This is a genomic window from Subdoligranulum variabile, from assembly GCF_025152575.1.
In the GTDB taxonomy this organism is placed as follows: Bacteria; Bacillota; Clostridia; order Oscillospirales; family Ruminococcaceae; genus Gemmiger; species Gemmiger variabilis.
On the sequence record NZ_CP102293.1, the window covers coordinates 296,938 to 316,348 of the forward strand.

General features: G+C 53.5%; 21 protein-coding genes and 1 pseudogene. 6 read left to right on the forward strand and 16 right to left on the reverse strand.

Annotation, left to right across the window (positions count from 1 at the left end):
• Positions 1 to 29 precede the first annotated feature (29 nt).
• The 4 genes from NQ490_RS01430 to NQ490_RS01445 all read right to left on the reverse strand — a co-directional run bounded on the left by NQ490_RS01430 (position 30) and on the right by NQ490_RS01445 (position 3,118).
• Positions 30 to 1,229: a DUF1700 domain-containing protein gene (locus NQ490_RS01430; protein WP_007047027.1), complete on the reverse strand. Its 1,200-nt coding sequence runs from the start codon at positions 1,227 to 1,229 to the stop codon at positions 30 to 32.
• A complete protein-coding gene (locus NQ490_RS01435; protein ID WP_007047028.1) occupies positions 1,226 to 1,546 on the reverse strand; it encodes a PadR family transcriptional regulator in 321 nt (106 codons plus the stop codon). The genes NQ490_RS01430 and NQ490_RS01435 overlap by 4 nt, the downstream gene beginning before the upstream one ends.
• Positions 1,547 to 1,606: 60 nt before the next feature.
• A complete protein-coding gene (locus tag NQ490_RS01440) occupies positions 1,607 to 1,963 on the reverse strand; it encodes a DUF1700 domain-containing protein (RefSeq protein WP_007047029.1) in 357 nt (118 codons plus the stop codon).
• 765 nt (positions 1,964 to 2,728) lie between these two features.
• Entirely contained in the window at positions 2,729 to 3,118 is a 390-nt protein-coding gene (locus tag NQ490_RS01445; protein WP_007047031.1) for a hypothetical protein, read from the reverse strand.
• A gap of 598 nt (positions 3,119 to 3,716) precedes the next feature.
• Between NQ490_RS01445 and NQ490_RS01450 the strand changes: the two genes are divergently transcribed.
• Positions 3,717 to 5,585 (forward strand): replication initiation protein, encoded by a 1,869-nt coding sequence (locus NQ490_RS01450; protein ID WP_040917713.1) that lies wholly within the window; start codon positions 3,717 to 3,719, stop codon positions 5,583 to 5,585.
• Between the two features lie 101 nt (positions 5,586 to 5,686).
• A complete protein-coding gene (locus NQ490_RS01455; RefSeq protein WP_147644674.1) occupies positions 5,687 to 6,253 on the forward strand; it encodes a hypothetical protein in 567 nt (188 codons plus the stop codon).
• Here the strand turns inward: NQ490_RS01455 and NQ490_RS01460 are convergent.
• From NQ490_RS01460 to NQ490_RS01515, 12 genes and pseudogenes are all read right to left on the reverse strand, one after another.
• The gene (locus NQ490_RS01460; protein WP_007047036.1) at positions 6,193 to 6,930 is read right to left on the reverse strand and encodes an acyl-[acyl-carrier-protein] thioesterase; all 738 of its coding nucleotides are present in this window, start codon (positions 6,928 to 6,930) and stop codon (positions 6,193 to 6,195) included. The two genes, NQ490_RS01455 and NQ490_RS01460, sit on opposite strands and share 61 nt — an antisense overlap.
• A 120-nt stretch (positions 6,931 to 7,050) precedes the next feature.
• Entirely contained in the window at positions 7,051 to 8,295 is a 1,245-nt protein-coding gene (locus NQ490_RS01465) for an ABC transporter substrate-binding protein (protein WP_007047037.1), read from the reverse strand.
• 1 nt (position 8,296) lies between these two features.
• Positions 8,297 to 9,148, reverse strand: a complete 852-nt coding sequence (locus NQ490_RS01470; RefSeq protein ID WP_007047038.1) for an ABC transporter permease — start codon at positions 9,146 to 9,148, stop codon at positions 8,297 to 8,299.
• A 1-nt stretch (position 9,149) separates the two neighbouring features.
• Complete coding sequence (locus NQ490_RS01475; protein ID WP_007047039.1) at positions 9,150 to 9,971, reverse strand: ABC transporter permease; 822 nt, start codon at positions 9,969 to 9,971, stop codon at positions 9,150 to 9,152.
• A gap of 3 nt (positions 9,972 to 9,974) precedes the next feature.
• Entirely contained in the window at positions 9,975 to 11,021 is a 1,047-nt protein-coding gene (potA, locus tag NQ490_RS01480; protein WP_007047040.1) for a spermidine/putrescine ABC transporter ATP-binding protein, read from the reverse strand.
• A gap of 299 nt (positions 11,022 to 11,320) precedes the next feature.
• On the reverse strand, positions 11,321 to 11,884 hold the full coding sequence (locus NQ490_RS01485) for a hypothetical protein (protein WP_007047041.1): 564 nt from the start codon (positions 11,882 to 11,884) through the stop codon (positions 11,321 to 11,323).
• A 19-nt stretch (positions 11,885 to 11,903) separates the two neighbouring features.
• Positions 11,904 to 12,117: pseudogene (locus NQ490_RS01490) on the reverse strand (zinc ribbon domain-containing protein).
• 25 nt (positions 12,118 to 12,142) lie between these two features.
• The gene (locus tag NQ490_RS01495) at positions 12,143 to 12,946 is read right to left on the reverse strand and encodes a hypothetical protein (protein ID WP_007047043.1); all 804 of its coding nucleotides are present in this window, start codon (positions 12,944 to 12,946) and stop codon (positions 12,143 to 12,145) included.
• Positions 12,940 to 13,644, reverse strand: coding sequence for an ATP-binding cassette domain-containing protein (locus NQ490_RS01500; RefSeq protein WP_007047044.1), 705 nt, complete (start codon positions 13,642 to 13,644; stop codon positions 12,940 to 12,942). Before NQ490_RS01500 ends, NQ490_RS01495 begins: the two co-directional genes overlap by 7 nt.
• Positions 13,637 to 14,014, reverse strand: a complete 378-nt coding sequence (locus tag NQ490_RS01505; protein WP_007047045.1) for a GntR family transcriptional regulator — start codon at positions 14,012 to 14,014, stop codon at positions 13,637 to 13,639. Before NQ490_RS01505 ends, NQ490_RS01500 begins: the two co-directional genes overlap by 8 nt.
• 124 nt (positions 14,015 to 14,138) lie before the next feature.
• Entirely contained in the window at positions 14,139 to 15,077 is a 939-nt protein-coding gene (locus NQ490_RS01510; RefSeq protein WP_040917716.1) for an alpha/beta fold hydrolase, read from the reverse strand.
• A gap of 12 nt (positions 15,078 to 15,089) precedes the next feature.
• Positions 15,090 to 16,352 (reverse strand): replication-associated recombination protein A, encoded by a 1,263-nt coding sequence (locus tag NQ490_RS01515; protein ID WP_007047048.1) that lies wholly within the window; start codon positions 16,350 to 16,352, stop codon positions 15,090 to 15,092.
• A gap of 167 nt (positions 16,353 to 16,519) precedes the next feature.
• Between NQ490_RS01515 and NQ490_RS01520 the strand changes: the two genes are divergently transcribed.
• The 4 genes from NQ490_RS01520 to NQ490_RS01535 all read left to right on the forward strand — a co-directional run bounded on the left by NQ490_RS01520 (position 16,520) and on the right by NQ490_RS01535 (position 19,370).
• Entirely contained in the window at positions 16,520 to 17,176 is a 657-nt protein-coding gene (locus tag NQ490_RS01520) for an endonuclease III domain-containing protein (protein WP_007047049.1), read from the forward strand.
• Positions 17,160 to 17,912, forward strand: a complete 753-nt coding sequence (locus NQ490_RS01525; protein ID WP_040917718.1) for a GntR family transcriptional regulator — start codon at positions 17,160 to 17,162, stop codon at positions 17,910 to 17,912. The genes NQ490_RS01520 and NQ490_RS01525 overlap by 17 nt, the downstream gene beginning before the upstream one ends.
• 89 nt (positions 17,913 to 18,001) lie before the next feature.
• Positions 18,002 to 18,955, forward strand: a complete 954-nt coding sequence (pyrB, locus tag NQ490_RS01530; protein ID WP_007047051.1) for an aspartate carbamoyltransferase — start codon at positions 18,002 to 18,004, stop codon at positions 18,953 to 18,955.
• The gene (locus tag NQ490_RS01535) at positions 18,942 to 19,370 is read left to right on the forward strand and encodes an aspartate carbamoyltransferase regulatory subunit (protein WP_007047052.1); all 429 of its coding nucleotides are present in this window, start codon (positions 18,942 to 18,944) and stop codon (positions 19,368 to 19,370) included. Before pyrB ends, NQ490_RS01535 begins: the two co-directional genes overlap by 14 nt.
• The last annotated feature ends 41 nt before the right edge of the window (positions 19,371 to 19,411 follow it).

Sequence of the window (19,411 nt, forward strand, 5' to 3'; positions counted from 1 at the left end):
ATTGTTTGTTTTCCTCGTCTATGTGATTCTCATACACCGTATTTCAGGTTCACCGTACTGGCCGCCACCACTTCCAGAGAACGTGCTGCCACCGTCTCGCTTGATGCGGATACCGTGCTTTCCACCATTCCGTCGGGGGCTGTAATATTGGTTTTCCATTCATTGCGAGGGGCGCTGAAATTGGCCGCCACATACCCATGAGGAGCCTGTATGCATACATTCTGCATCTGATAGTCTGCGCCGTTGGAAATCTTCTCAAGCCAGACGTTACCGATATCCGTCACAACGTTCAAATCCTCCGTCTGCAAACAGCCAGACTGGATGGGGCCGCTGGCCGTAAAAGCATCGATCTGCCGTATATGCAGTTCTCCTAATTCAATAGCGCCGCTGTTGCTGATGTGTACTTCCAGCCGCTCAAAGGCATCCGACGGCAATGTGATCGTTACGTGGGTGTTGGGATCGGTACTGTCACAGACAAACGCATATCCGTAGTCCACCGTCTTGCCGTAATTGACATTGTGGCCCACATCCACGTTGCGGACTTCCACGGAGGCCTGATCGCCGGTCCTGAAGACCACATTGCCCCGCGTCAGATTAACAAACAGCGTTCCCTTGCCGGGTGCATCCAGAACACCACTGTAAGTAACGGAGCCTTCCGCCGCCAGCCCCGTGCCGGCCGTGGGAATTGGAGTCACTTCTGGTTCCTCCACCGAAGGAACCGCACTGACCGCCACAGACGCCGTATCCCCACCCCGGTTGGAAAAGCCTCGCAATCCAAATAAAAGAGCACTGATCTGAATGGCCAACGCCAGCACAATGAGCAGCCAGTAGATAATCCACAACCGGCGTTTTCCACGCTTTTGTGCCGGTGGATTCTCGGATGTTCCTCTGGTGGTATACTGCGCAGGCTCCTCCAGTTTCGGCGGTTCCGGCCCTGCAGGCGGCGCAGCCGACACCTTCTCACCCAACTGTGGAGCTGTCGGATCAGACAGTTCCTCCTTCGGTGTTCCCGTTTCCTCCGGCACATCCTGGAGGTCTATGCCTTCCCCTTCCAGAATTTTGCGGGCCACTTCCGACGGGTCCCCCAGCTCCTCCGCCGTCTTTTCCTCGTTTTCGTTGCCTGCAGCGTCAAAGTATTCTTCATAATAGTTTAAAGCCTCCTGCCGTTCCTCGGCAGGCAGTGCAGTCAGCAGTTCTTCCAGCCTGGCCAGATAGGCATACTTCCTCATAACGGCTCCCCCTTAAACAATTTGTTGATCTGGCTTGTGTAAGCATCCCATTCTGCGCGGAACGCTTCCAGCCGGTCACGACCGGCCTGTGTCACTTCGTAGTAGCGCCGGTTGCGGCCGTTATACGCCTCATCCCGCACTGTCAGGCAACCATCTTTCTGCAGGCGGCGCAGCACCGGATACAGCGTGGATTCCGACAGATCCAGCACCTGCCGTACTTCCTGGGTGATTTTGTATCCGTAAGTTCCATGTTCTTCCCGCGCAACGACCGCCAGCACAATGGCATCCAGCAGCGCAGCGCCGGTATTGATGGCCATGCGTCGGCCTCCTTTCCTGTTGCGTATGCAATTTTATCAAAGTATTCAGACACTGCGCCTTCAGGAGCGTTCCCCCCGCACCGATGCGGTGGTTTGCGGTATCTGCAAGGTGGCCGGCGGCCACCCCTTCGACAGATAACCGATACCGACAGCCAACACAATGACCAGAAGCAGGGCCGACACCGCCAAGAGAAGTTTCCCGCGAATTCCTGCTGACTGTTCAAGGTCCTTCCGCTCGTGTCGGATTCGCTGGGCAACCGTTTCCGGTTCCCCCAGCTTAGCAGCGATGTCTTCTTCCTGATCAGGCCCTTCCATTTTAAAGTACTCTTCATAATGCTGCAAAATCCTCCGCCGCTCCTGTTGTGGAAAATCCGCCAGTAATTCCTCCAGCCGGCTGAGATAAGCGTATCGTTTCATGACACCGCCCCCTTCCTATATGGTTCTATATATTATATACCATATAATATTATAGTTTTCAATAGGTTGCTTCCCTTTTTTACGAAAAAACAAAAAGAAGCCCCCGCCCTGAGGGATGGGCGGGGGTTTCAAAGAAAGGAGGAGAAGAACACATGAAAAAATGAGATAATAACAATTTGGGGGAGCTTTGCAACCTTGGGGTGTTGCTTAGCTTGCAACTAAATTGTAACCTTTTTGTCACCAGATGTCAATAGTGTTTTGTTAACAATTTGTAATTTTTGAAAAGTGACACTTTATTTTGTCCAAAAACACAAAAAATGACAATTTATTTTGTCCAATTTGACCTCGATAGTTCCCTTGATTTTGCAAAAAGAGGTTCCCGGACTGGAGACAAAGGTCCATAAAGAGTGATTTAGAATCGTCTACCTTGCGGATTTTCTGATTTTGCTTTGTATCAGCCGCGATCAAAGTCCCTTTCTATATCCCCTTCTCTTTATTCGTTCTGTTTTCTCGCATCGGAAAGACGCTTTGACGCACAGACCAAAAACTCTTTCCTAATATTTCCGTACCTTTGCCCAGAAATGAAGTCACTATTTTCCTCCCGCGACAAAGTGTTTCTCTGTGTCTCCTTCTCTACCCGCAAGGGTTCCGGCCTTCAACATCGTCCAAGTCCGCTGTCTTCCTGAAATGGATCTACGTACTTCTTGCAGTCGCTTTCTTTTACAAAACAGGAACGCAAAATTTATTTTTCGGCAGATGTGCTTTTTATAACAATATATCCGTAGCTTTTTTCTTTGCGGCCATGATTGCGTGCTCCGCGCCTATGAAAAAGAATTCTATTGTGCTGAAGATAACAACTTTTTCTAACCGTCGCCTTTTACTCCCCTTGCAGACAAGCAGAACCTGACATAAAATTGGGTTTTCGCAGCTTTTCCCATCAGATGTTGTTATGAAAAGCACATTTCTTTCCTTCCTTCTTCCCCCTCTGCTATTGTTATTCTCAGCACATCCAACAAAGCCCCCTCCCCTGTTGTTATTAACGACACATCTTGTTTTTTGCAGCTTTGTTTTCACTTTTTCTTCTTTGTATCGTATTTTTTCTTTTCTCCTTTTTTCCCTTTTCCTTCCGTTTTCTCTCTTTCTGACATTTTCCATGGCGTTGTTATCCTTTGCACATTTACCTGATAAACCGAATTTCTTTTTCTCCTCTCCCCCTCGTTGTTATCCCGCACACAGTTACTTGGAAAAGTTGTTGTTTTCAGCACATTTGCCAGTCCTCGCCGTTGTTATTTTCAGCACACCTTTATCTTTTCAGAATTTCTTTTGCAGAGTTGTTATGATCAGCACATCTTTTTGGTTTTTCGCACTTCGGGACTTCACCACTGTGCTTTGTCTCCCCGCATTGTTATCTGCAGCCTATTTTCATAAAAATCATTGTTATTCGCCGCACATTTGCGGATTTTTTCTTTATTGTAATTCTTTGCCTATTGTAAAATTGAGAACAATATTTGTTGTTATAGCCGCACCAGAAAAGTGGTTATTTTCTGCACATTTTGGTTGTTATTCCTGGCACATCCTACCTTATAAAGCTAAAAAACTAAATATATAAAGGGACATAAAAGAACACAAACAGGGAATCTATGCGAAAATTCAGAAACTGTGTCGAGGATTACAATAATTGACGGACTTGGCACAATATGGTATCATCTTGCGGGTTAACAGAAAAAAAGATAATACGTGAGGAGCATTGCTCGTGGCAAGTCGAAAAACCTCTACAGAATTTTCTTCTCTCCTTGCAGAAGATTTTGAAGAGCAGGAACAAACAGTCGCTACTTACGGAGAACGGGGGAATCAGACCGTTGTCCGTAAATCTAACGAACTCATTCAAAATGCGATGTACAATTTAACGCTGAGCCAGCAGAAATTGATGCTCCACATTTTTGCAATGATAAAACCGTCTGATACGGAACTTCCTCGGTACGAAATGTCGATTTACGAATTTCTGAAGCTCTGTGGCGTGGACCCTCATAATGGGTCTATGTATAATCAGGTCAAAAAAAACATTTCTGATATTGCAAGCACTCCGGTTCAATGGATCCGGATTGAAGGAACGCAAAAAATCACTATGTTCCGTTGGATCGATGGAAGTACCATTGATAAACGAACCGGGAAAATCACACTGACTTTAAGCCCCTTCCTGAAACCGCATCTGATTCAGCTCAAAGAGTTCTATACAACAATGGATGTAACCTACATCATGCTGATGAAAAGTCAGTACAGTGTCAGAATTTATGAGCTTTGCAAGAGCTATCAGAATTTGTATCTTCAAAACAAGGCCAAGGGAAAGCCTTTGGTGTGGGATATTGACAACCTGCGCAAACAGGTTGACTGTTCCGCCACAAACTGGGCCCATATCCGGCGAACGGTTTTGGATAAGGCTAAAAGCGAAATAAACGGTCATACAGATATTCTTTTTGATTATGCTGTTTATAAAAAGGCAAAATCGAAAGTTGTAGAAATTTCTGTTCAGATCGAGCAGGTCGAGCAGACTGAAGCTGCACAAAATCTCACCGACATTGCTTCTACGATTTCCAAAAGGAGGAAGAGAAAAAATCATCCGATCGCCGAAACAGTGGATGAGGACGATTCTTCTGTTATGTCTTTCGGCTATGTGTCTTCCCCGGAAACAACCATTCCGTATTCGTTTGGAAAGAGGCCGGCAGAGCTGAAAAAGGAAATTCAGATCCGTGCGGAACTTGCTTCTTTGAAGAATGAATTGACCGTTTCGGAACTGGAAGCGGTAGATGTCATTATCAATACAATGACAAGTATGGCCGGCAAAGCCAGAGGAAAAAATACGCTGATCGATGGTGGAGACCAGCAGTTCTTTGAACTGATGAATGAAATCATCTATGAGTGCAAAGGCCTTCGCCGTTGGTTCCTTGGTGTTGCCGGACGCTATGCAAAAGTTGTCATTCCGGTAGCTAAGACAAAAGCCTCCCCTGTTTTGTATCTGTGGAAGTCCATCCTGGAGGATATGGATAACTATCGTTTGTACACTTCCTGTATAACCCAGGCTGAATCCAGCACAAGCCAAGAAGACATCTATGAGGCGCATTTTGTGGAGGCAGAGGCTGAGGATGATTCCAATGATGTTCTCGTTCCCCAAGATGCCGATACGAAGAAAAGCATGATCCAGGCACTTCAGCGGTTTATTGATGAGAAGGAGCTCGATGCGAAGTTGACGCCCGGTCAGAAAGAAGCCTATGAAGATATCCTGAATCTTTCTGCTTATTTTTGTCGCAGAAACGTCAAAAGCAAAGATGAAGGCATGATGGAAGGAAAAGCCAACATGCAATTCTTGAATAGCTTGAATAAGTGTATTATGAAATACGGGTCTTTGACGCTTCTCTTCGAGACACTATCCACCATCTATGATTATGATACTTACTGGAAAAAAGTAAATCGCGATGATAGGATCCGGAACCCGAAACTTCTCTTCCAATCCGAGATTGAACATTCCCTTTTGATGCCGTTCGGTGTGATTGAAAATCAAAAAGCACAACAACAGGCCGGGCAAAACAATGGTTTCACAAGGGACTGGCTTTCCTCTTTTGACTGATACTGCTTTTTCCATGGTTGTAAAGAAAAGCACAGTATGTTGGAACAGAAGACATAATTATGACAAAACGCAAGGAGAAAATTCAGGCACTATAATTATCCTTGAAGAGAAGTAACGAGAGCGGAAAAAACACAACAACTGCCAGCAGCATAGAAAAAGTGAGCCTTCCGACCCAGAGAAAAGAAACCGGCGTTTCTGGCTTTGGAGAGGTATCCCGTTTTCTCACGGGTTGGTTTGCACCCGCTGGAGGGATGGCAGCCAATGAGAGCCGACCAAAACCGGTTCAGGCCGTTCCTGAAAGAGCGAAGGCCGCCGGGATTTCCCTGATTCGATATTCCGGCGAAGAAGATGCCGTTGTCCGTTGCCATCGGCTCGGTCCCGGGCCCCTTATCTTTTGCGACAAAAGCCATGGTCCAATCCTGCCTGTAAAACAGCATGGCATACGGAAATACAGGGTCACAGTTCAGCCTTTTTCTTGCCTCTTTTTCGTTTCTCCAGAAAATTTGCCTCTTAAAAAATTGATCGTTTGTGCCAACCATCTCGAAAACAAAAAACAAGCCGCCTCCGGTTTTATCTTCACCGGGGGCGGCTTGTTGGGTTTACGGCGTCAAGCAAATGTGATGCTTGCCTCAAAGGCAGATTTTTCTTCCCTCTCTCCGCAGAAATAAAACTGATTTTCCGCCGTCTGCGCACGCAGCAGCGTAAAGGATTCACCGCGGGGGATCTCACGGTGATAGTAGATCTTCAGGTCCCTGACCTCACCCCGGTCCCATACGTCCCACGGCAGCGCATCGCAGAGGATATCCGCATAGCGGGTATTGTTCATATGACCGTTCATATCGCAACGGGAATAGGTCGCCACGCAGTCCCCTATCCGCTCACAATCGGCAGGATCTGCTTTTACCATCTTCATAGGAAGTTCAAACGGTACATCCGGTGCCCACTGGTCGTTGAACTGTTCAGGATGCTTGCGCAGGATCAGCCGTTTTTCGGTATCAATCAGTACCCAGCGACTGTCCAGCACTGCCACCTGCTTACCCTGGGCATCATAGAAGGTCGTGATGCGCTTATTGACGGCCCGCTTGCACCGCTCCGGCTCCGTGGTGACAGTGAGGACCTCATCCACATGGGGCGTACGGTCAATATGCAGGGCCTGTTTGGCCAATACATACGCCGTATGGGTGGCCGCATACAAAGCGTCATTGAGGCCCACTGCCTCGGCGTGAATGGTGGCAATCTGCTGGCCGTAGCGCAGCAGCGCACCGGGTTTTACATTGCCATGATGATCGCCGTCGTGGCGGTAAACGGTATATTGTTGGGTATAGGTAGTAATCGGTTCCGGCATGGCGGCCCCTCCCTCTCGTAAACAATCTGTTTTTTGTCAATTCTTAGTATTATAGCACGTTGTCCCGGGAAATGCAAAAAAAGAAGCCGCAGGTTTTTTCCCTGCGGTTTCCATTCAGAATCAATAGTCGTCGCGTACTTTTTTGCGCAGTTTGCGCCAGATGTTGAAGAAGGAAATCACCAGCGCCAAGGCCAGCAGCACGACGACCATCCAGCCGCTGCCGCCCTCTTCGTAGCTCTTCATCTCACTCCACTGGGAGTCCAATGCCGCGTTGATCTCGTCGGGCAGTGTGGTAAAGACTTCGGCCTTGCTCATCACATCCTCACCGGGATAAGCAATCTCGCTGTATTTCAGGTCGTCATCCAGCTGTTCCCATACCGCCGTGATGGGCGTGGAGTAGCCGATATAATCACAGTTGGCCAGACCCACCGACGGTTCACACATATAGTTGATGAACAGTTCCGCCGCTTCCTTGTTGTTGGAGTTGGATGGAATGCACATGCTGTCCACAAAGAAGTTTACGCCTTCACTGGGATGCACAAAGGCCAGATCCGGGTTTTCGTCGATCATCGTCAGGGCATCACCTGCATAGTAGGGCGCCATAGCGGCTTCGCCGCCCTCCATCTTGTCGAAAATCTCGTCCATGACATAGGCCTGAACCACGCTCTTCTGGTTCTTGAGCTCCTGCATGACGGTTTCAACTTCTTCCACAGAACCGGGGTTCAACGAATAGCCCAGCTTTTTCGCGGCAATGGCATAGGCGTCCCGGGAGTTGTTGAACATCAGCACATTGTTGGCGTACTGCACATCCCACAGTGCCGCCCAGCTGGTAGGTGCTTCATCCACCAGGGTCGTGTTGTAAATCAGTCCGGTGGTGCCCCAGGTATAGGGAACGCTGTAGGTATTCTCGGGATCAAAGTCCCAACCAAGATATTCCTCACCGATACCGGCGAAATCCGGAATGTTATCAAAATCCAGCGGAGCCAGCATGCCTTCCTCGGCCATTTTTCCCACCATATAGTCCGACGGGAAAATCACATCGTAGGTGGCGCCACCGGATTTCATCTTGGCATAGAGACTCTCGTTGGAATCGAATGTGGTGTAATTGACCTTGATGCCGGTCAAGTCCTCGAAGGCCGAAACCACATCCACACTGTCATCGGAACCATCGGAAATATACAGGCCCCAGTTGTAGACGTTCAGGGTGATGTTGTCATCGGCAAAGCGGGTCCAGTCATAATCCGCGGAGACCGAGATATCGTCATTGACGGCGATGGTCTCTTCTTCCGCCATGGCAGCCGGTGCCGCGGCCGCTGCCAGCATGCCGGCGGCCAGGACCGCGGCAAACAGTTTTTCAGCTTTCATCTCAGCGCGCCCCCTCTTCCTGCATGGCTTTGCGGATTGCCGTTTGATTTTTGCGGTAGGCGCGGGAATCCGCCGCGTTGGAGATCAGGATAATGGCAAGGATCACACAGAACATAACTGCCGACAAGGCGTTGATCTCGGGGCTGACCTTTTTACGGGTCATGGAATAGATGGCGATGGGCAGTGTCTGCATCGTGCCGGAGTTGAAATACGAGATCATGAAGTCGTCGATGGAGTAGGTCAGGCAGATGAGGAATGCCGACAGAATCGCCGGGGAAAGCTGCGGCAAAATGACCTTGAAGAAAGCCTGCCGCGGTGTGCAGCCCAGGTCCAGCGCTGCATTATACAGGCTGGGATCCAGCTGCCGCAGCTTGGGGCCAACATTGAAAATCACATATGGAACATTAAAGGTAATGTGGGCAATGATAAGCGTGGGCCAGCCGAAGAGGCCCCCGTCCCCGCCGACGCCGAAGTTCTGTGCCATGACAAAGAGCAGCATCAGCGATACGCCGGTGATGATCTCGGGGTTGACAACGGGTACATAGCTGATGTTGTTCACAATCAGCTGGGTGCGTCGGCTCATGGAATTGATGCCGATGGTGGCAAGTGTACCCAGCACGGTGGCCAGCACACTGGAAACCAGCGCCAGCACCAGGCTGAGTCCCAGTGCCGAGAGGATCATTTCGTTGTGGAAGAGGCTCTTATACCAATCCAGTGTAAAGCCGGTAAAGTTGGCGCGGGATTTGCTTTCGTTGAAGCTGAAGGCGATCATGACCGCAATAGGCAGGTACATGAAGCAGAAGATCAGGATGATATAGGTGCGCTGCAAAATGACCGATTGCTTTTTGTTCATCTCACATCACCCCTTCCATTTCCGACTCGTCGAAGCTGGAGGTGAAGCTCATGCAGAGCAGCACGATGACCATCAGCACCAGGCTCATGGCAGAACCCAGGTTCAGGTTGTAGGAGTTGCCGAGGAACTGCAGTTCGATCAGGTCACCGATGAGCAGATTGGAACCGCCGCCCAGCATGCGGCTGATGATGAAGGTAGAGACTGACGGCACAAAGACCTGGGTGATGCCGGTGGCGATACCGGGGCCTGTGAGGGGCACCAGGACCCGCCAGAGGATCTGCCAGACATTGCAGCCCAGATCCTGGGCTGCTTCGATGATGGAGTCGTCGATCTTGGTCATGGCCGTGTAGATCGGCAGAATCATAAAAGGCAGATAGTTATAGACCATACCCAGCACAACAGCGCCGGAAGTATTGATCATATTGAAAGGGCCGATGCCGAAGAGGCCAAAAAATTTGTTGATCAGGCCGTTCTTTTCCAGCAGCGTCATCCAGGCGTAGGTGCGCAGCAAAAAGTTCATCCACATGGGCAGCATGACCAGCATGAGCATGATATGCTGCTTGTTGGCGCGCAGACGGGAGAGGAAATATCCTACCGGGAACGCGAGAATCAGGCAGATGACAGTGGACACCGCCGCCAGAATAAGGCTGCGGGCAAAAACACTGGAGTATCGGCCGATCTGGGTCAGATTGTCCAGCGTAAACTGCCCGTCGGCATTGGTCAGGGCATACCAGATGACAATGAAGAGAGGCACCACGATAAAGGCTGCCATCCACACCAGGTAAGGGCCCGCCAGCCAGCGGGAGGTTTTGGATTTGAGCATCGCTTACACCTCCGTACGGGCCATGATATGGATCTCGTCGGGGCCGATATTCATGCCGATCAGTTCGCCGGGCTGGCTGGCCTGGGTGGAGTGGATCAGCCATTCGTAGCCTTCCACATCCACGTGCATCTCAAAATGCACCCCTTTGAAGATCACTTCCCGGACAAGACCGGTGAGCATGCCGATGGAAGGCGGCACGATCTGCACGTCCTCGGGGCGGATGACCACCTGGACCGGCTCGTTGGGTTTGAAGCCGCGGTCCACGCAGGTGAAGTCATGACCGCCGAAGTTTACGAGAAAGTCCTTGATCATGACGCCGTCCACAATGTTGGAGTCGCCGATGAACCGTGCCACAAAGGCATTGCGGGGTTCGTTGTAGATGTCCTGGGGAGAACCGATCTGCTGGATGTTGCCGCCCGACATGACCACAACTGTATCTGACATGGTCAGCGCTTCCTCCTGGTCATGGGTGACGTAGACGAAGGTGATATTCATTTCGCGCTGCAGGCGTTTGAGTTCCAACTGCATCTCCTTGCGGAGCTTGAGGTCCAGAGCGCCCAGCGGCTCGTCCAGCAGAAGCACCCGCGGCTGGTTGACCAGGCTGCGGGCAATGGCCACACGCTGCTGCTGACCGCCGGACAGCTGATGGATGCTGCGGCGTTCAAAGCCCTTCAGGCCGACGATCTCCAGCATTTCCAGTACCTTGGGGCGGATCTCCTCCTCCGGCAGCTTTTTCAGCCGCAGCCCGAAAGCCACATTTTCAAACACGTTCAGGTGCGGAAAAAGCGCATACTTCTGGAACACCGTATTGACCTGGCGCTTATAGGGCGGCAGATCCGCGATGTCCTTGCCATCAAAAAAGACATTGCCCGATTTCGGGGTGATGAACCCGGCAATCACACGCAGAGTTGTAGTCTTACCGCAGCCCGAAGGCCCCAGGAAAGTCACGAACTCCTTGTCGTGAATGTCGAGGGAAAGTCCGTCCAGGACCTTCTGCCCGTCGAAATCGACAACAATGTCTTTCAGTGATACGATGATATTTTCGTCCATATTACTGCATCCCCCTTTGCGGAATTTCCCGCAGCAGGTCTGCAGTCTCTTGCGGCTCGGGCCGCCTGCGTTCCCCTGCGGGTCAGCGTGCTTTATGCCGCCCCGCAAAGGTTTGTTACACGGTCTTTTCCACCCGGAAAAGTCGCTACAAGCAGCACGTACAACGCCAATGTGGCAGGGTACGATCAGATTTACCCCCAGATGCACACAGAATACATTATACGGCAGCTGCAGGGTTTGTCAACAGCCATATTTTACATCGGGGTAAAGAATCCTTCATATTTCGGTAAAACTGTACACTATGCAGCTTTCCGCTCATCGTCGAAGGTTTCCCGCGGCGGATCGGTCCTTTCTTTCCGTCCATCGGCGGCCATCTCTTCCAGCTTTTCCAGCATATTGTCCCAGGATACCGTCTGCCCGTTCAGGGACAGGCTGACCTGTCCCTCGAACCCGGCACTTTTGCCGGCAATGCGCAGATCATACCTGCCTGCCGGCAAAGTGACGGTCATCGGGTTCTGGCTGTCCAACGGCCACTGGGCGTTCAGGGTCTTATCCTCGGCATTGACCACCAGCAGCTTGGCTTCCCCCTTGGTGCCGATCAGGGTGGAGGTCACTTCGCACAAGGTCTGGTCCTTCTCCACCGTAAAGGAACCCAGGATTCTGACGCCGGAAAAGCTGCCCACATCCAGGGCGTAAGTCCCATCTTCCTGCGTATTTCCCCACCACATAACCGTCGTGTAATGATTCATTCCGTCGGTCAGGAAATCCCCCTCATCGTATTTATCATCGTACTGGCTGCAGCCGCACAGCAGAAGTGCTGTAAGCACTGCCACCAGCAAAAGGAACCCTCTCCGTTTTTTCATGCCATTGCCTCCTTTGGCATCAGCCGCCGATCAGGAAATCCAGCACATCCCCATCCGTCGCCGCCCTGCTGCTTGTACAGCTCGGTATAACCGCACTGGCAGCAGCTGATGGTGACGAACTTTTTGTTCTGCACATCGAACAGCTTGGCAAAGTTGCCGCCGGTAGCCTGCAGGCGATCGGCCTCGTATTCGGTGCAGCCGCACTTGGGACAGACATATTGACGTTTTTCCATAAAGCACACTCCTTTTATAATCAGATCAGGCAAGATTCAGGCGGCGGGTCATCAGCCATTGGGTGATTGCCCACTTGATGGCATCCACCGCTACAACCAAAATCAGGATGATGCCAAACAGGTAGACCGTTGCCCAGAAGGAATCCACCGTGTAAAAGAACGATGCCCAGCCGGCAACATTCATCTGAATGGCACCTATCGCCACAAAGATCAGTAAAATCGAACCCAGGATCTGTTCCGCAAAGCCCAGCACGAAATAGGCAATGATGCTGGCCAGCAAACGCTGCTGACCAAACTGCCCACCGATGCCGCAGGCCAGATAAAATTCCAGGTAAACGCCGGCCAGCAGGGCGAGCAGCAGCAGTGTCACCATACAGAAGGCTGCCGCGCCCGCCGGACTGAGAAGTGTCACCCCGTCCCCCAGATTCAGGGAAAAGTTTCCCAGACTGCCGCCCAGAATGCAGCCGCACCCCATCAGGTACACCACACTGATCACCGACCAGGCGCACGCACAGATCAGTTTGGCCGCAATATGTTTCCAGGCAGCTACCGGAAGCGACAGCATCAGATACCCCTGTTCCCCCAGCAGTTTGTAAAACCGCTGCACATTGACAAAGACGCAGACGCCCAACATAAAGATCAGAACCAGCAAAGCAATCATATTCAGCGCCGCCTGAAAGAAGTCTACCAGAGCGGGCAGACCATTCTGGCGGTTCAGAATCGCGTTGACGACTCCCGTAATCACCGTAAAGGCCAGCACGCCGCCCCCTACCGGCAGAAGTACCCGTGCGGTGGTTTTCCACTCGTATTTCAGCAACTTGGTCAGCATTTGTATACCTCCCGGAAATATTCATCCACACTGCGGCCTGTTTCCTCCCGCAGAGCATCCACGCCCACCTGCTGCAGCACAGTGCCCTCCTTCAGGAAAATTACTTCGTCCAGGGCTTTTTCGATGTCTCCGATCAGGTGGGTGGAAAGGACCAGTGCGGCATCCTCACTGTAATTGCGCAGAATCGTATGCAGGATATACTCCCGTGCCGCCGGGTCTACCCCGCCCAGAGGTTCGTCCAGAAGATACAGTTTGGCCGCTCGGCTCATGGTCAGGCAAAGCTGCATTTTCTCCTGTGTACCTTTGCTCATGGCGCCGATCCGGTCCTGTGCCTCGATGTGCAGATCCGCCAGCATGGCATGGGCTTTCACAGCATCAAAATCAGCATAGAAATCGGCGTACAGGCTTACGGCATCCGCCGCCCGCATCTCGGTGGCCAGGGCCATTCGGTCCGGCAGGTAGCTGGTCACACGCTTGGTGCAGATGCCGGGCTCGTTGCCATCAATGAGCACCATGCCGCCGTTGGCCGTAAGCAACCCCGCCGAGATCTTGAGCAACGTCGTCTTACCGCTGCCATTGGGCCCCAGCAGTCCCACCAGCTTGCCGGGCTGCACAGAAAAGGTGACCCCGTTCAGTGCCATCTTGCGGCCGTACCGCTTGCACAGGCCGCGCGCCTCGTAGATTCCAGTTTCATTCATCGCTTGTTCCTCCCTCTGCGGTTTGCCGCAGCAGTTCCTCGGTTTGCGCCCGATCCAGCCCCAGGGCCTGCATCTGGTGCAGAAATTCCGCCGCCAGTGACGCTGCCCGTTTACGGCGCAAACTCTGCAGGATTTCTGCATCGGCCGTGACGGTACGGCCTGCTGTGCGCTGTGCCTGCAAAAGGCCCCGGCCTTCCAGTTCCTGCAGTGCCCGCTGCATGGTGTTGGGGTTTACTCCGGCTTCGGCTGCCAGTTCCCGCACCGGCGGGATCTTGCTGCCGGGTGGGAAAATTCCATTGACCAGCGCCAGTTCCATCTGCTCCACCAGCTGAAGATACACCGGGCGGCCTCCCGTAATATTCCAATCCATAGGCCAATCCCTTTCTGTATTATTGTATTAAGAGCTTAATACAATAATACAATGCATTTTTGGAATTGTCAAGAGGGCAAAAAGAAAATCCGCACGAGAAATCTCGTGCGGATGATAGCTGTTTTCAGGCGGGAAGCCGATCCTCGATCCAATGCAGAACATATTCGAACACTTCCGTCCGGTTCAGTTCATTGTGCAGCTCGTGTCGGGCACCCTCATAGATCTCGCAGGTCAGGTCCTGGATGCCGGCATCTCCCAGCATGGCCCAGACTTTGCGCACACCTTCTCCGTAATCTCCCACCGGGTCTTCGGCACCGGAGATCAACAGAATCGGCAATGTTTTGTTCACGGCCCGGGCCCAGCGGGGCCGGTTCACGTGGTTGATGGCTCCCAGCATCTCCCGGTAGCTGCCCACCGTAAAGGGAAAGGTACACAGTGGATCGGCGTCATAAGCCCGGACCACGGCCTCGTCCCGCGTCAGCCAGGCATTGGCAGATTGGGCATCCGGGATGCGCTTGCAATAAGCTCCCGTATTGGCTCGAACCATGAACGGCGACACCGTGCGCGGCCCCCGGATGGCTGCCAGCACAGCGGCCACAGCCTGTCCCACCTGGTTGAGGAGTCGCGGCCCCGCTGTGCCGGAGACGATCAGACCGGCGATGGTTTCCGGCCAGCGCTCGGCGTACCAGCGGGCATAAAAGCTGCCCATGCTGTGTCCATAAAGAAATACCGGCAGTCCAGGGAACTCTTCGTGCAGAAGTTCGTTCATCCTGTGCAGGTCCTGCAAAAGATAATATCGTCCGCCGGGTTCACCGTAATGGCCATATTCCTCCGGAGAAGCACTGCCGCCGTGCCCCAGATGATCGTTGCCGGCAAGGGCAATGCCCTGGGACGCAAAGAACCGTGCCATGGGTTCGTAACGCCGCACATATTCGCACATGCCGTGGCTGAGCTGCAGTATGGCGTGCACGGGTACATCCGGGACGGTATACACATAAGCCGAGATCGTATGGGCGGTATCTGAGGAAGGAAAGCGAATCGTTTCACAGCAGAGTTGTGACATCGCGGCCTCCTTTCATTCTCCTTTGATCTTTTTCCAGTATTGCGCAAAGGCCTGTTCGTTCTTGTTGTCGCCGGGTTCATAATACCGCCGGTCCTTGATGGCGTCGGGCAGGTATTGCTGCTGAGTCCAGTGATGCGGGAAATCATGGGGATAGAGGTAATGCTGCCCTTTGACCTTCGCATCGGCACCGTCGTAGTGCTTGTTCTGCAGCTGACGGGGAATGGGACCGGTGCGCCCTGCCTGCACATCGGCCATCGCCGCATTGATTCCGTCGTGAGCCGAGTTGGACTTGGGGGCCGTCGCCACCAGCACCACCGCATCGGCCAGAGGCAGCCGGGCTTCCGGCAGTCCCACCGCGTTGGCGATATCCACCGCCGCTTTGACGATGGGAATGATCTGAGGCCAGGCCAGCCCCACATCTTCGCAGGCACAGACCATGAGCCGACGGCAGGCACTGGGCAGATCCCCCGCTTCCAGCAATCGTGCCAGATAGTGCAGCGCTGCGTCCGGGTCGGAACCACGCATGGATTTCTGGTAGGCGGACACGATATCGTAGTGATCGTCCCCCAGTTTATCGTAGCGCATGGCTGTACGGGCTGCCACCTGCTGGACCATATCCAGCGTAACGGTGCGCTGACCGTTCTCCGCGGGCGCCGCCGTCACTGCAAATTCCAGGTTACCCAGCGCCTTGCGCATGTCACCGCCTGCGCTCTGGGCCAGATAATCCAGGGCATCGTCGGGAATCAGGATTGGAACCTTGTCCTCGGCTCCCAGACGGGCCGCTGCATTCTGTATTCCTTTGCGGATGTCCTCTGCTGTCAGGGATTTGAACTCGAAGACCGTACAGCGGGAGAGCAGCGCATTATAGACGTAAAAGTAGGGGTTTTCGGTGGTGGAGGCGATCAGTGTCACTGTTCCCTGCTCCACACATTCCAAAAGACTCTGCTGCTGCCGTTTGTTGAAGTACTGGATCTCGTCCAGATACAACAGAATACCGCCGGATGCCCCCAGCGTGCCGATATCGGCAAGAACCGACTTGATATCACTGGTGGAAGCCGTGGTCCCGTTGAGTTTGTGCAGCTGCATACCACTGCCCGCCGCGATGATACTGGCCACCGTGGTCTTGCCCACCCCCGACGGACCGTAAAAGATCATATTGGGAATGCGGCCGCTTTCCACCGTGCGGCGGAACACCTGATTCTTGCCCAGAAGATGCTGCTGTCCGCAGACTTCATCCAGCGTACGCGGCCGCAGCCGCTGTGCCAAGGGTTCCATGCTTTTCCCTCCTTATTATAATAGGGTGCCCCGTAGCGTGGGTGCAAAGTCCCTGTTTTTTTTATTTGTTTAAGTAGCCATCGAGCAAACTGAGGCCCTCTTCCTCTTGATTATAAGGTATCACCGTGGTAGAATCAAGAGAAAGAACGTGAAACGGAGCGAATGCTGTGACAAAAAAGGAACTGGCGCAGATCTGCATTGACCGCCTCAAAGCCGAATATCCACTGGCCGAATGCACACTGGATTACGATCATGCCTGGCAGCTTCTGGTGGAAGTTCGCCTGGCTGCCCAGTGCACTGACGCCCGGGTCAATGTAGTGGTACAGGACCTGTTTGCCCGATATCCCAGCGTGGAGGCACTGGCTGCCGCCACACCGGAAGAAATTGAAGCCATCGTCAAGCCCTGCGGCTTGGGCCGCAGCAAGGCGCGGGATATTTCTGCCTGCATGCGGATGCTCCGGGACCAGTATAACGGCAAAGTGCCCGACGACTTTGACGCCCTGCTGTCCCTGCCCGGCGTTGGCCGCAAAAGTGCCAACCTGATCATGGGGGATGTGTTCGGCAAACCGGCCATTGTCACCGATACCCATTGCATCCGGTTGTGCAACCGCATCGGCCTGGTAGACAACATCAAGGAACCGGCCAAGGTGGAGCGCGAGCTGTGGAAAATCATCCCGCCGGAGGAAGGCAGCGATTTCTGTCACCGGCTGGTTTACCATGGCCGGGCTGTCTGCACGGCACGGACCACCCCCTTCTGCTCAAAGTGCTGCCTGGCCGATGTCTGCCGGGCGGGAAAGGATTATCTGCATGAAAAAGGCAACTGATACCCCGCTTGGCGGCGAACTGCGCAGCCAGCAGACCGCCGATCGGCTGGTTGCTGAGCTGCGCAGCGGTCTGTATGCCGGTACTGTGCAGCTGCCCAGCGAGGTAGAGCTGGCCGGTGCACTGGGCATCAGCCGCACGGTGGTCCGGGACGCCCTCAGTCTGCTGGAGCGGGAGGGGTATCTGGAGCGTGTCCGCGGAATCGGCACACTGGTGAACCGCGATGTGTTGGGTGTAGAAAACCGACTGGACCAGAAGCTAGAATTTTACCGGATGATCCGTGCCGCCGGATACGAGCCCCACAGTGACAACGTGCTGGTTACGCGGGAGACTGCTCCCGACACACTGGCCCGGCGTCTGGGACTGTCACCGGAAGACCACCCCACCCTCGTGTTCGTGCGTCGCCGGGTGCTGGCCGACAACACCCCGGTGCTCTACTCCACCGATATTCTGCCGCTGGCACTTTTCGGCGGACAGCGATTGGATACGATGGATTTCACCCGGCCGATCTTTGAGATTGTCGCCGAATACTGTCATGTGGAAGTGACCAAGACCCTGGCCCATGTGCGCGCCGTGACCGGCACCCCGGGCATTCGCCATCAGCTGGGTCTGCGGCCCGACCAGGCACTGATGCAGCTGGACGAGACCTGTTATTCCCGTCTGTGCCGTCCGGTGCTCTGCTGCCAGACCTGTTACACCGATTTTTTTGACTTCGCCATTGTGCGTAAACTGGTGTGACGATTGCTTTTCTGTTGTCATTGGGTGCTGCGGCCGCCTGGCGGACCGGTGCTCCATGAGATAAATAGAGATTTTAAAGGGGAATGTGTATGAGACATCTGATCGACCCGGCGGACTTTACGCTGGATGAAACCCTTCGCCTGATGGATCTGGCCGACCGTATCCACGACGACCCGGCCGCTTACAAGGACGTAGCCTACCGCAAGCGCCTGGCAACGCTGTTCTATGAGCCGAGCACCCGCACCCGCCTTTCCTTTGAGGCGGCCATGCTCAATCTGGGCGGCCAGGTACTGGGTTTCCCCGACGCGGGCGTTTCCAGCGCTTCCAAGGGCGAGACCGTCGCCGATACCATCCGTATCATCAGCTGCTACGCCGACATCGCCGCCATGCGCCATCCCAAGGAAGGTGCGCCGCTGCGTGCTGCCCGCTACAGCCGCATTCCGGTGATCAACGCCGGTGACGGCGGTCACAGCCATCCCACCCAGACGCTGCTGGATATGATGACCATCCGCCGCCGCAAGGGGCGCCTGGACAACCTCACCATCGGCTTCTGCGGCGACCTGAAATTCGGCCGTACCGTCCACAGCCTGATCAAGAGTCTGTCCCGCCTGCCGGGCATGCGGTTCGTGCTCATCTCGCCCGAGGAGCTGCGGGTGCCGGATTACATCATCAGTGAAGTGCTGGCCCCCAACGGTATCGACTATGTGGAAACCCGCAATCTGGAGGAATCCCTGCCGGAGCTGGATATCCTATACATGACCCGTGTGCAGCAGGAGCGCTTTTTCAACGAGGAGGATTACATCCGCCTGAAGAACAGCTACATTCTGACGAAAGAGAAGCTCTCGCTGGCGCCCGCCGACATGGCGGTGCTGCATCCGCTGCCCCGCGTCAATGAGATCACGCTGGATGTGGATGACGATCCGCGTGCCGCTTATTTTGAACAGGCACAGAATGGCGTGTATATGCGCATGGCCTTGATTATGACGCTGCTGGGTCTTGCAGACCCCAAAACCGGGGAGGTAGCTTTTGATGTTAACGGTTGATGAGATTCTGAACGGCGTGGTCATTGACCACATTACCGCTGGTACCGGCCTGGGCCTGTACCATATGATGGAACTGGAAAAGCTGCATGATGCCAGCGTGGCGCTGCTGCAGAATGTCCGCAGCCAGAAGAGCGGCAAGAAAGACATCATCAAGATCGAAGGCGATGTCAGCAAGCTGAACTTCGACATTCTGGGCTATCTGGATCCGAAAATCACCATCACGGTGATTGAGAACGGGCACATCGTCAACAAGATCCGCCCCAAACAGCCCCAGCGTCTGGTCAACGTGATCAAATGCACCAACCCCCGCTGTGTGACCTCCATCGAGGAGGGCTGTGACCATATCTTTACGCTGACCCCCAGCGGCCGCTACCGCTGCGTTTATTGCGAACAGGAATTCCGCGTAAAGCCGTAATTTCTATTGCATATCCGGGAGCATCGGAAATTTTCCGATGC